Source organism: Kamptonema sp. UHCC 0994 (genome assembly GCF_029167235.1).
Taxonomy (GTDB): domain Bacteria; phylum Cyanobacteriota; class Cyanobacteriia; order Cyanobacteriales; family Microcoleaceae; genus Kamptonema.
This window is the reverse complement of sequence record NZ_JARFTR010000128.1, coordinates 1-13,224: the sequence shown is the minus strand read 5'-3', so window position 1 is coordinate 13,224 and position 13,224 is coordinate 1. Positions and strand designations below refer to the sequence as shown.

Genomic DNA, 13,224 nt, shown 5'->3' with positions numbered 1-13,224 from the left:
TTTTCTCAACGAGTTAACTGCAATTTTCGCAATACTTTTTTTAACAAACTTGGTGGCGGATTGTTAGTATAAAGCTTTGACGGTTCTGTAAAAATAGGACGCTTTTCTGGTTCGCGGAGATAGCGGTAATGTAGGAAGATATCTCGATAAGGAAACTCTAAATTTTCCCCGGCACAAACTTTCTCAATCACCTGCGGCGGCACACCAATATAATGAATGTAAGTCAGTCGATTTCTATTGTCGTATAAAATGTTATCTTGTTCTTGAAAATGTTGTGAAGAAACGCTACATCCTGTTTTTTCTGATTGAAGACTATAGGCAAAATTATAACTAGAAATATTGCTTTTCATCACCATATAATTTAGCAATGGCTGTTCACCTGCACCCGAATACAAAATTTCTGCTTCCCCTGCTTTTAGTTTACCTAAAAGCAAGTCTCTTGTAGCTTGGTCAAAAATTCCTTGCTTGGCCCCATAAAATCCAGAACAAAATATTTCTGAATCTATTCGCTTTTGGTCAAACACTTTTAATAGTTTAGGGGACTGAAGATTATAAACTTTACTGGGGTCAAGAAATTGAAAATCGTAGACAACCCAATCATAATAATCGAGTTTATTAAAAATAGCCTCTAGGGAGTTCATCACTAGAGTATCCGCGTCCATATATATAAACTTTTCAAAAGGGCCATCGAAAGCACAAAATCGCCGATGAGCTCCATAAAGCCTGAATTTTTTCCTATTTAATCGTTCAGGTGCAGCCTCCTGCATAAATTCATCCCATCGCTGAATCGATGCGTAGTTATCGTATAAAAAAACGTTAGAGCGCTTACATATTTCTGCACTAATACGAGCAGTTTTGTCATCAAAAGGATAAACACAAACGGGAGTATTTGCACCTAATATAACTTCAATACTATTGAGCAGAGCAACCAGTTGATCGTAAACTGTATCATTAGCTAGCGTGCAAATACCATTCATAGCTTCTCAAAATTTAGTAACAAAGTTAGACAGCCAATTAAGTAGATTTAATTCGTGAAGAATTATTTGCCTCGCTTCCGCAATCGCATCTTGTGCTGCATACCAATAATCCGGCGTAGTAACAACTTCTTTAATAAATTCTACACCTTTTTCGTCCAGACTGGGAAGTCGCAGAAAACATCCTGGCGGTAACAATTTGTCCGCAGCCGAACCGCCGAAATAAATTGGTAAACACCATGCTAACAAAGAATCCCAAAGTTTTTCACTGACATACCAATCATTATCAGCATAATTCTCAATTGCCAAGTTGTAATAGTAGGGAGCCATCGCGTGCCATTTATTATTAACGGAGCCATTAGTCTTAGCAAAGACTGGTAAATTACGACCGTAAAGATCAAAGTTTAACTCTTGCTCTTGAAGTAATTTAATAAAGTCTAACCGACGGCGGTGGTTAGCTGTACGGCTAATACCTGAAGTAATCCAAGAACAGAGTTTAGTTTTCTCTGGTGGCGGCATTTCATTTAATTCTCTAAAGGAATTTGGATGATACCAAATGGCCGGCATATAATCTGGTGTAGGAGCAAAATCATCTGGCCCCGAAACATAACCACAATAATTTTTAGCTTGCTCATAGTTAGATTTCGTAATCTCAATGATTTCATCTAAAGGTGGTTCGCGAATTAAATAAACAATCCGTTCTTTCGGTGCTCCTCGCAATTTTGTTTTTATATCTGGTTCATTAAGCTGCTTTGGTCGCCGTAATTTTTGCAGCCATGATTGCTTTTTTGCCAATTTAGGAAAATCAAATTGATACATTAGTAAAAAATCTGGCTGTGGGGAATTAGCTAGCATTTGAATATTACCCCACTTACCGAAATTATGAGGAGTTTGTTGCCACAACCAGTCACTCTGATTTAAACCGGGGTAACTGGAAATCATGCCTATAGTTTTTTTATTCATAGTCTTATTTTACATGAAAATATCTGTAACGCCGCCATCTTGGCGGTGACTTTATTGCCAAGATGGCGGCGTTACGTTAGTGGACGCATAGAATTTTCTACATAGCTTAAAATTTTAGTGATTCTATTTTCCCACGAAAACTGACGGACAAAATCTATAGTTTCTGCATAACCTTCTATTTTCTTTGGATAAATTTCCAAGGTTTTTTGAATGCTTTGTGCAAACCGTACAGGGTTATCCGGTTCGCACCAAGTAGCAATTATATTCGCTGACTTAAATTCCATCAGAGATGGTATTTCAGTTGCTAAGATGGGAGTTCCAGATGCCATGTAGTCAAAGAATTTTAAGGGGGAAGTAAAAGTTGCTGCCTCTGTCAAACAATGAGGGTGAGCTAAAATATCTGCGGCTTGTAGCAAGCTAGCAAGCTGATTTTGAGGGAGGTACCCAAGAAAATTAATATTATCAACTTGCTTTTCTCTAGCTAACTGCTGATAACCTGTTACTTGAGATTGATTACCGCCTGCGATCGCAAACTGAATTTGCGGCAATTTCTGAGCAACATCGATTAGCATATCCACCCCTTTAAATGGGTAAATTCCTCCGGCATAAACAACTAAATGCCCACTTCCATCTACTAGCAATTGCTTACGCCACGCCTCAGCATTTTCTGGGTCTCTTACCAAAAATAAATGATTAAAACCATTGTGCAACTTAATTACCTTTTCTGGTGGCATCCCATTTTCAATCATACTATATCTGACAGTATCAGCAACAGTTACAGCAATTTGAAATAGAGGACTCCGGATAATTTCTGGTTCAAATTTCTTTGCCTCGTGATGGTGTTGTTCGTAGATTGCCGGAATTCCATTTTCAATTGCAGCTTTAACAAAATTCCAGTCGCGACTATGCACAATTTTAGTATATTTTCGCAGGTGAAATGGTAAATAATATTTTGAGACTATTGTGCTAGAACTATTCCATTTTCCTCCAAAGCGATCTACGAGCCAAGGCATCGGGAGAGGAGCTACTTTTAATTTTTCTTGAATATTATAAAGCTTTGCAAGTCGATCTTCCGGTCTTCTCGGCTGAAAGGGAAGCAAAAAATCAACAGGATTGAAAGTTTTTTTACCAAGGTAAGTTAACACTGCTGAATAACCAAGATTTGCAGCCGCATTTGCAGAATGTGCAACCTGTACTAAGCTAGCTACATTCGGTTGAGGCAAGACATTTCTAGTGAAAAAAACATAGTATTTTGACATATTATTTCCTACTTGCTCATCTGTCTTTTTACGGTGTTTTCCATAACTTCTAAAATCTTAAGAATATTAGTAGCCGAGTGAAATGATTCTTTAATTAATTCCTCTCGCTCTTCTTGAGAATCTACCAAGTCGTCAACAAGTAATTTAAGGAAACCAATCATCGGGTTTAGGCGAGTCCGAACCTCATAGGAACTTCTAATTAAAGCTTCATCACGAGCTGCTTCTTCGGCAAATTGCATATAATAAAGACGAGCGTAATAACCGCCTTTTCCTAATAGTTGGTCGTGAGTGCCAATTTCTACTACTCTCCCGCGATCGATGACAGCAATTTTATGTGCTTTTTGGACTGTCGAGAGGCGGTGAGCAATTACCAGAGTTGTACGATCGCAACTCAGTTTATCTAGAGCTTCTTGTACAGATCGTTCTGAAACTGTATCTAAAGCACTCGTTGCTTCATCTAAAATTAAAATTTCTGGATTTTGTAGCAAAGCTCTAGCAATTGAAATCCTTTGACGCTGACCTCCAGATAAGATCACGCCGCGATCGCCAATCTGAGTATCTAATCCCTCCGGTAACTGCTCAATAAAGTCGTAAGCATTTGCTCGTTTAGCCGCTTCAATAATCTCATTTTCTGTCGCTTCTTCTCTGGCATAAGCAATGTTTTCACGAACAGAAGCATTAAATAAAAATGTATCTTGACTAACAATTCCCATAGCTTTTCTCAAGCTTTTTATATTGAACTCTCGAATATCCTTACCGTCTATTGTAATACAGCCAGAAGTAGGATCGTAAAATCTAGGCAATAAATCTGCCAAAGTTGACTTACCGGAACCAGAACTTCCTACCAAAGCTAAAGTAGTGCCGTGAGGAAGAAATAAATCAATTTCATTTAGAACTAAACGCTCGTGATTAGGATAAGAAAAAGATATTTTATTAAAATGAATCCCTGACTGTAAGTGAGTGTAAGAGAGAGAACTGTTAAGCATAAAAGGTTTGTCATTGCGCTCTAAAAAGTCATTTACAATCTCTACACTTGCTGAAGTATTGGCAAATTGACTGCGAGCGCTATTCAACTGCGAAATTAGAGGAATTAGTCTAAAAAGTACCAGAAGGTAGGTTAGCAAAACAGTAGAAATAGATTCTAGTTCATTAACAAATAATTTGCGGCCAATAAACAAAATAAAAATTACAACAATTAAGTTAACTACTTCGTTGATAGGAGAAATAGCAGCATAGTTTGCTTGGGCTTGAAAATCGGCAGTTTCTCGTTTTTGAATTAACTGCTTAATTCTTTCATACTCTCTCTCCTCGTTCCCCGTTGCTTTAACTAATCGAATACCACTTAATGTTTCCAATATCCTAATTGAATAATCTTTAGACATCTCTGAAAGCTGCTGTCCAAAATATTTTGCTCTGGTAATAAGAAACTGATTTGCTAAGGCAACGAAAGACAATAAAAATGTTGAAGTGAGTGTTAGCTTCCACGAAATTGAAATTAGCAAGCCTACAAAAACTAAAAGAGTGATTGAGGTAGTAAACATTCCTATAGCTGTACCAACTGCACTAGCAGTGCGACCAACTTCCCCACCCAGGCGATTAATTAGATCTCCAACTTTAGTTTTAGAGTAAAAATCTAAATCTACTTCTAGCAAAAGTCTCAAGCCAGCTTTTCGCAAGTCAAAAGCTAAAGAGCGTGTCAAAGAAGTAGCTACTAAAGTATTAACATAAATAGCAATATTCTTAAAAATAATTGCCAAGACAATTGCTGCTGTCATCAATGCCAAACGATGGGATTGAGGCATTTCTTCAAAAGGATACATCAGTGTTTTAATCAGAGGCGGAGCACCTCGTAGTTCAACTGCCTGATCCAACAAATTCAATAGCACTGGTACAATCAAAGTAGTGCTTATACCATTGAAAAAAGCTCCTGAAAACCCTAGCATCACAGTTAGCAAAATCCTACCTGGATATCGTTGGGCAAATTTTAGGAGTAGCTTATTTGCAGACATGGTGGGTTCTCAGCTAAACAGTAACAGACATCAAATTCTCCATAGATTACAGTAAGTTACCAGACTCTATCTAGAAACTTAAAAATTACCTGATTTGATCTCCAATTATGTCTGAAAGTATAGATGCCATTGCCTGAATACTATATCTCTCTACACATCTTTGCCTAGCTTTCATTCCTTGATAATTCACAGATACTGGATTCTTAAATATCCATTGAATTTTTTCGGAAATTTGAGATGGAGAACTAGGATCGACTAAATAACCTGTTGCACCTAAAATTTCTGGAATATCCCCCACTCGTGTAGACAAAATAGGCTTAGCCATTGCCATGCCATCTGTCAACTTTAGTGGAAATTGAGCCTTTGCTGTGAGAGTATCTCGCTGAGGAACAACTACAATATGAGCAGCCGCTATCACCCCAGGCATTGCCTCGACAGGAAACTTTGGCAGTTTAATAATCCAACGCCCCCATTGTTGCACAAGTCTATCATCATAGTCATCATAAGGGCTGCCGCCTACGATCGCTAACTTTAAATCAGATTCATTCAACTCGTCCAGTGCCATTAAAACATCCTCAACGCCTTTGTGAGGTCGCGGTGCACCCGGAAACATCAAAATTCGATACCCGGAGAGACCATAACGCTCTCTACTTATTTCAGGATTATACTTAGCAGGATCGAACATTTCAGTATCTTTGCCATTTGGCAGATAGATACCGCCAAAACGATGTTGCAAAAACTTAGTATTAACAGTAATGGCATCAGCATGAGATATCAAGCTTTCCATCCACTTGATATATAGTGGATGATCTAGCTGTTTCAACTGACCGTTTTTCTTAAAAATATCTCGATAAAATTGTTTCAAAGAAGGGCGATACTCCCACCCATCTCCACCATACCAGCTAAGTTCCCAGTCATCAATATCTAATATCACTGGACGATGATTTTGCAGCTTTTTTAATAGAGATAAGCCAAAGCTAGCCGGCTTAGGTTTAACTGCATAAATAATATCTCCATCTATTTTTTTTAAATGTTGTTTAACTGTTCCCAAAAACTCAGGATAGTTCTTTCCAGGCACAGAATATAATGGAATATTTTTTGGGGGAACGGCATAAATTTCTTTTCCGAATTGAAATCCGATAACTTCTACTTCATACTTTAGTTCGATCAAAGCTTGAGCAATGAGAAAAGCACGAATTGCTTCTGCTCCTGATAAGTCGCTCACAACTAAGGACACTTTCACTGAGTTATTTATTGAAAATTTGATTTATTTGACTTTTATTTTCCTGCTTAATAGAAACTTTGTCAATGTTTGTAAATGCAATAGTCCAAACAGTTTTTAGATCAACGCCTGAAACTGTCATTCTACCGTTGGCGATGCCTTTGGCTGGCTACGCCTAGGCGACGAGTTTCGAGTCCAAAACCCGCATTCTACTGTCGCCCATTAAAAAGTGTCTGAAGTATTGTAAATACACAGTATTTTTATTTTACACGCCAAGGATTTTTAATTTGATTGGGTAACAGAACTTTAGCTAAACGATCAAAAATTATAGTAAAGGGGGATCGTGTCACATTTTTCGCATACTGAGGTCGGTAAGGATAGGTACAGTGTAGCACTTTGATAGGCTCATTAATACTGTACAATTCTTTCCATTTATGTAGATAATTATAGCTTGGGGACAATATTTTCATTGTTGGTTTTACGGTTTCAATAGCAGCAGCAAACGCACCTTGATCTTTTAATAATAACACATCTTGATGCTCGGTAACGAGCTTAAAATATTGTTGGAATTGCTCAAATAAATTATCAATTTCGGTGTTTTTTCTAAAAGCCATAAAGCCGCCATTATATTGAATACTATTTTCTTTCAGCGGTAATCCAGTAGATTGCAAAATTGGGAGAATATCTTGCTTAACTCTCAATAAATTTGAGGCTTTGGCGATCGAAGATTGAACATCTTCTGTCACCAGAAAGTTAAATTCATCTAAATATGCAAACACCTCATTAATTGGAGATAGCAAACAAATATCACAATCCATATAGATTGTTTTTTCAAAAGGGGATGCTTGATATAAAGCCAGTTTAGCTTGCCGTGAAGCTAAAACTGGATTCTCATTAGAGGGTGCTGGCTGCAAAATTACATTCCCAAAAGCCTTCAGCAAAGGATATAAAATTACAGGAACTCTATCTATTAATATGATTATTGGTTCTTGGTGAAATTTTCTCACTGAAGCTAAAAAATGAACGCAGTCTTGAAATGAGTATAACCCAGTTAAAATGGTGATAAATCCCTTATTTTCTAATTTCACTTTCCTTTTTAAATCTCGATCAATCATGTATGATAATTAAATTAAAATCTAGTATTACTTTAGCATTTCTAGCCTATAACAATAAGCTGTTAAGCATATAAATTTAGATACAGCCACAGGCATTCTGCCTGTGCTAATGAAAACTCGGCTTTTGCAGATAAGTAGGTGGACATAAATAAACGCTATAAATTGTAAGGTGGGCGCTCGCCGCAACCATTTTCTTGTATGAGTTACAGGTTTTTTGCGGCGAGCGCCCACCCTACGTTTAATTATGTCCGACTACTTACCCAAATTAACTGTGTAACAGCTTAGCTCAATTCTCAATTAAAAATTAACCTATCTAGCTTGTCCAGAATTTCAGTATCTTGTTTTAGATCGAATTTGCGAGCAAAGTGGAAATTGCCATTAGTAATGGTGGCATAATCTTGAATTGTCAGCGTGCGGGGCGAACCCGCAACTGCTCCTTTATAATCAATATAGCGCCGAGCGTGATTCACCAAATTAAAACTTTTGCTATTCACCAAGATAGTTTGTATAAAAGACTCTTCAGGCACGACTGTTCTTTGATAGTAGGCAACAAACTCCGGGTGACTGTCAACAAAGTTTTTGATATATTCAACGCACTTTCGAGAAAGAGTATACCACGCCCAACCCCCATAGCAAATAAATTCCTTGTTAAATGGAGTGGAGGGGTGCGGTATCCCTATCAGTGGCCCATAAGTCAGATAAAATTTTAGCCAAGTCATTTTTTTAACGAGCGGTAATTGCTGAAAATCTTTCAAAAAAACGTAGCTAGATTTCCCTGGAATTCGCCAATAAATACAATAATATCGCTTAAATCCCTTATCTCGATCCCAAGGTATTTGGTCAGCAAAAATATCCCAATAGGTGATAAAACCATCGGAGTCTGTGTTGGCGAGAAACTTTTCCGTTTCTGACAGAGGCCGAGTCGGATAATCTTGACCTGTCAGATTGATTAGCCAGTCAAAATCAGAATTATTTTCAAACAACCAGTTAATAGCATTTAAGTATGGTTGAACTTGACAAGAAAAATCACCTCGGATTAAATACTCCTGATTTTGCAATAAATGTATATCTGACAAATGTTGCAGCGGGGTTAAATCTAAATCGCACCGATTAAAGTTGTGATTGATCAGAATTTGAGAATGAGGACTAGCTTGTTTAATTGTGCGAACCAGTCGATAAATTTGGTCAGGACTTTTATGAGTCTGGATAAAATAGCAAATTTTCATGGTGATTTTACAGATAAAAGTTGATTAAACTGGCATTTTATGCGGTTCACCTTCATAATTAGATAGCGATAAATCAAAAATATTTGCTGCTGTGTAACTGATGCCATACACCAGCGTTGATAGGCAGGAACAGCAACGTTTGTCAAAAAATTACGCCACTCCAAAGTGATTTTATTATTACCCATATCCTGAGCTCTGATCGTGCCATTGTCTACCATCTTTTGGCGCAAATTCAAATCATTTTTCAGACGAAAGAGAGCAGCAATTGCCTCATCTGTCGAAGCTACTTCTATGTAGTCAAGTTCACTTTTGCGCTCACGGCGATAGGCAGATTCCCGCCCCAAAATGGCAGGAATGCCCGCGTGCCAAGCGTTAATTAATTTCGAGGCAGGTTTCGAGTCAAAAGTGTTACGGCCATCAAAACTGCGAACAGCCACAATCACATCAACTTCGCTGTAGTCGTGCCAGCGATCGCATTTTACCACCTCCCACCGCAAACCCAAAGCACTGAGTTGTTCCTCCCACTGGGGTTCTTGCAATTGAGTGGCTAGAGTCCCTAAAACGCCGAAAAAAGCAGCATTTTCAAAACGATCGCCCCGGCTGCGATCGCGCATAATTAACTTTGATTGCAGCCAAAATCTCAGGGAATAACTCTGCCACAAAAATTGCGATCGCTTCAACAATTCATCTTGATGATTTTGCACAATTTGTAACTGAGCGTATGGATGAGGTTCTCGATCTACTTTAATACAAACAATCAGCAATTTTGAGGATGGTTTTAAGTTGTCAGATAAAAAATCTCGATGGGAAATCACAAGGCCTTCCTTCGGCACAAAATCTATTAATTTACATGGCAACCCATCTGCTTTCAAATAAAGATAAGTTTGCAAAGTCCAGTCATACTTTCCTCTGCCGTACCTCCCGCCCCAACAACTCATCCACTCCCCGTAGTCTTCAGGAATTTGGGGCAAATCTCCCGCCGGCCACTGGCTTTTAGGAATGTAAAAATAAATCGGTGGTAAACTCTCTTTCATTTGATTTAACCTAACAATTCAGCAAGTATTTACTAATATTTGATTTTACTTAACTTAGTGCGTCCACTCCCAAAAACTCTCGTTCCAGTTATCTCGATAATTAAAAACTCCTTGCCACTCATAAAAATGTACAAAATCCTTCAGGTTAATTGCTTGATGGACATCTCTGATCGTGTAAAGAGGTTTATCTCCATAAAAAGAAGCCCACATACTATAAGTGCTAGGTGGCCCGACAATATAGTCACACTCAGCCAAAGCATACATATCTTCAATTAAATGATCGTTGGCAAAGACGCAGTTAAAATTATCAAACAAACTAGGATCTTGCTGAATATTAGAGCAAATCAAAAACTTGATTTTGTTCCCTTCAAATAGTTTTACCACTGAATTCATCACTTCTAAGTATTGCTCAATTTTGTAAAAGTATCTCCCCCTTTGGTGCTGAACGTAATCCCCTTGACGGATGTGAACTCCGATGATAATATCGGCGCTGTTTTTGATATTTGAAATAAGATTGTTTACATTAATTGTATATCTCTCTAATGGCTTAAAATAAGCTCTAATCCGGTCTGCATACTTGTATAACTTTGGCACATCTTCTACAAACCAGCCATCTCGAAATACCCAGCCTTGAAAACAAATAATAGAACTGTGTTTAAGTGTTTCAATATTCTGATAGGTTGCAAAATTAAAAGGTTTCTCTCTGGTTATTTTTTGCGTTTTTAAGATATTTTTATTGCTTAAATATTGAATAGTATTATAATATTTACTTCTGATAAACTTGTTGCCTGCTACGGTAAAATATGGAGGAGGATAACAGCACAAAAAATCGCTGGCTGTGCTAACAAAGAATTCTGCATATTCCTCAAAAGCCGGATTTAGGACTGTTAAATTATGTTCGATCGCGAAAGCAATAAAATTTGCAAAAAGCAATAGTCTGTTACCAAGCAATCCCGATTTAGCAGATATTATTAGCATCTAGTCCTCACAATATTTGCGAACATCTCTATCTTAATATTTGTCTGCCCCCTTTTCGCCTCTGCGGTTTTTTTGTTCTCGTTACTAAGCAGATCCAGGTAACAAGTAATTGAAAATCGAAAGCGGTTTATTCTGCCTGCGTGTGACGCTTTTGATGCCACTGCCAAGCATGAGATACGATATTATCTAAATCTGGATATTGAGGAATCCAACCCAGAATTTTTATAGCTTTCTCGCTGCTTCCAACTAAGACGGGTGGATCTCCGGGACGGCGATCGCACTCCAAAGCTTTAATTTCTCGCCCTGTTATTTTTCGAGACATTTCTATCACCTCTTTAACTGAAAATCCACCTCCATTACCTAAATTGAAAAAGTCAGACTTGCCACCATTTAACAAATATTCTAATCCTAAAATATGAGCTGAGGCTAAGTCATCAACATGAATATAATCCCGAATACAAGTACCATCAGGAGTATCATAATCTGTGCCAAAAATTGAGATGGAATCTCGCTTACCCAAAGCAGTTAGCAGCACTAGGGGTATAAGATGAGTTTCTGGGTTATGATCCTCTCCTAATAAGCCATTTGGATTAGCACCGGCAGCGTTAAAATAACGAAAGCTAACAGATTTCAAATTATAAGCTACATCAAAATCTGATAATATCCGTTCTACCATTAACTTAGTAGCACCATAAGGATTGATGGGATTTTGGGGATGATCTTCCCTCAGCGGAATTTTATTGGGAACACCGTAAGTTGCACAAGTAGAAGAAAATACAATTTTATTGACACCAGCAGCTAACATTGCTTCCAAAAGGCTGAGAGTTCCTACTACATTATTACGGTAATATTTAGCAGGATCGGTAACTGATTCCCCAACGTAGGCATAGGCGGAAAAGTGCATTACTGCTATAATATCGTGGGTGGCAAATAGACGATCTAAAAGAGGGCGATCGTTTGTATCTCCAATTATTAATTTTACCTGTAAAACTTTTTCTACTAATTCTTGATGTCCGTAGACTAAGTTATCCAAAATTATTAAGTCATAACCTGCTAGTTTCAGTGCTAGAACGGCATGAGAGCCAATATATCCAGCGCCTCCTGTGACTAGAATAGTTCCTTTTTCTTTGTTCATTTTTTCCGATGTTACCTTTTTGAGTTTACTTAATTGTCTAGTTGGAAACTTGGTTAATTTTAGGCTTTAGTCAATGAACTTGAGACGACCGATTTGGATATAGTCAAATATGCGGTTGATTTGGTGGCGTTCTTCTTCCGTAATTTTGTCATCAGAAAGAAGAGCCGAAGTCAGCAGGAGATGGTCTCGGCGGCTGAGTTTACCTGACGAAGTGATGCGCTCTATCATTTGATAAATACCTAAGTTTGATCTATTTTGAGATGTTCGCAACATAGATTTTTCTTGTCGATCTAGCCCTTGGCAAAGGTTCTGAGTCCAAATTGGTTGAACCGTAGCAGGTTCATGAATTACCAGTAAGTAAAAAAACTCTTTGCAAGGATTTTTGAGTATCAGTTTTAGTTGTAGATTAGGGCATATTTTTAGTAAAATAAATAAAGTTGAACAAAGCTGAGAGGCAATTTTTGATGGAGGTTTACAGGTTGCCGATACTGTCTGACAACTATATTTTTTTACTCCACGATCGCGATCGCAACATTGCAGCCGTAGTCGATCCTGGACTTGCACAGCCAGTATTGCAGCAACTTCAATCACTCGGAGCCAAATTAACAGCAATTTTTAATACTCACCACCATAACGACCACATAGGCGGTAACTACGAACTGCTACAACGTTTTCCCCAAGCCAAAGTTTATACAGGCATCAAAAATAGGGGCAGAATCCCTGGAGCCGAGGTATTTTTAGAAGATGGCGATCGCATCAGTTTTGCCGATCGAACCGCTCAAATCTTCTTCTTACCTGGACATACCAAAGCTCACATTGCCTACTATTTTCCCCCCGACTACCGCAACGACAGCGGGGAATTATTCTGCGGCGACACCCTATTTGCCGGCGGCTGTGGCCGTATCTCTGAAAGTAGGCCAGACGAAATGCTAGCTTCCCTCAGCAAACTGCGAGCTTTACCAGATAATACTAGAGTTTGGTGTGCCCACGAATACACCCTCAAAAATCTGCAATTTGCCCTGACAGTAGATTCCGATAACCAAGATTTACAGCATCGCTTCGTCAAAGTCAAGGTGGCCCGCAGTCGATCGGAAGCAACCATACCTTCTACCATCGGAGTAGAGAAAAACACCAATCCATTTTTACGATGCGATCGCCCCAATCTCCAGTCAATCACCAATAGCACAGATCCCTTACAAACTTTTACTCGCTTACGGCTTATGAAAGATCAATTCTAATCTGCGATCGCTAACAACAAGGAAACTCAAAATCCCAACATAATTGTTATATTTTCACCTCCGCCCCCCCG

Annotated in this window: 12 protein-coding genes; 1 reads left to right on the top strand and 11 read right to left on the bottom strand. The window is 38.3% G+C overall.

Translation table 11 applies throughout. The features are described 5' to 3' along the window. Positions 1-5 precede the first annotated feature (5 nt). The 11 genes from PY364_RS12535 to PY364_RS12485 form a co-directional block, all read right to left on the bottom strand. The gene (locus PY364_RS12535) at positions 6-977 is read right to left on the bottom strand and encodes an Npun_R2821/Npun_R2822 family protein (RefSeq protein WP_275522935.1); all 972 of its coding nucleotides are present in this window, start codon (positions 975-977) and stop codon (positions 6-8) included. Between the two features lie 6 nt (positions 978-983). Beyond that, entirely contained in the window at positions 984-1,937 is a 954-nt protein-coding gene (locus PY364_RS12530; RefSeq protein ID WP_275522933.1) for a glycosyltransferase family 10, read from the bottom strand. A 71-nt stretch (positions 1,938-2,008) separates the two neighbouring features. Beyond that, positions 2,009-3,196, bottom strand: coding sequence for a glycosyltransferase family 4 protein (locus PY364_RS12525; protein WP_275522932.1), 1,188 nt, complete (start codon positions 3,194-3,196; stop codon positions 2,009-2,011). An 8-nt stretch (positions 3,197-3,204) separates the two neighbouring features. After that, positions 3,205-5,205, bottom strand: a complete 2,001-nt coding sequence (locus PY364_RS12520; RefSeq protein ID WP_275522930.1) for an ABC transporter ATP-binding protein — start codon at positions 5,203-5,205, stop codon at positions 3,205-3,207. A gap of 85 nt (positions 5,206-5,290) precedes the next feature. Beyond that, complete coding sequence (locus PY364_RS12515) at positions 5,291-6,448, bottom strand: glycosyltransferase family 4 protein (protein ID WP_275522929.1); 1,158 nt, start codon at positions 6,446-6,448, stop codon at positions 5,291-5,293. A 239-nt stretch (positions 6,449-6,687) separates the two neighbouring features. Further along, entirely contained in the window at positions 6,688-7,542 is an 855-nt protein-coding gene (locus PY364_RS12510; protein ID WP_275522928.1) for a hypothetical protein, read from the bottom strand. Positions 7,543-7,835: 293 nt separating this feature from the next. Beyond that, complete coding sequence (locus PY364_RS12505) at positions 7,836-8,768, bottom strand: beta-1,6-N-acetylglucosaminyltransferase (RefSeq protein WP_275522927.1); 933 nt, start codon at positions 8,766-8,768, stop codon at positions 7,836-7,838. Then, positions 8,765-9,802, bottom strand: coding sequence for a hypothetical protein (locus tag PY364_RS12500; protein WP_275522926.1), 1,038 nt, complete (start codon positions 9,800-9,802; stop codon positions 8,765-8,767). Before PY364_RS12500 ends, PY364_RS12505 begins: the two co-directional genes overlap by 4 nt. A 54-nt stretch (positions 9,803-9,856) precedes the next feature. Then, entirely contained in the window at positions 9,857-10,780 is a 924-nt protein-coding gene (locus tag PY364_RS12495) for an alpha-1,2-fucosyltransferase (RefSeq protein ID WP_275522924.1), read from the bottom strand. A 127-nt stretch (positions 10,781-10,907) separates the two neighbouring features. Then, positions 10,908-11,915 carry a UDP-glucose 4-epimerase GalE gene (galE, locus tag PY364_RS12490; protein WP_275522922.1) on the bottom strand — a complete coding sequence of 336 codons (1,008 nt, stop codon included), beginning with the start codon at positions 11,913-11,915 and terminating at the stop codon, positions 10,908-10,910. Between the two features lie 66 nt (positions 11,916-11,981). Then, positions 11,982-12,143, bottom strand: coding sequence for a hypothetical protein (locus PY364_RS12485; protein ID WP_343277573.1), 162 nt, complete (start codon positions 12,141-12,143; stop codon positions 11,982-11,984). Between the two features lie 236 nt (positions 12,144-12,379). Between PY364_RS12485 and gloB the strand changes: the two genes are divergently transcribed. Continuing rightward, the gene (gene gloB / locus PY364_RS12480; RefSeq protein WP_275522958.1) at positions 12,380-13,153 is read left to right on the top strand and encodes a hydroxyacylglutathione hydrolase; all 774 of its coding nucleotides are present in this window, start codon (positions 12,380-12,382) and stop codon (positions 13,151-13,153) included. Positions 13,154-13,224 lie beyond the last annotated feature (71 nt).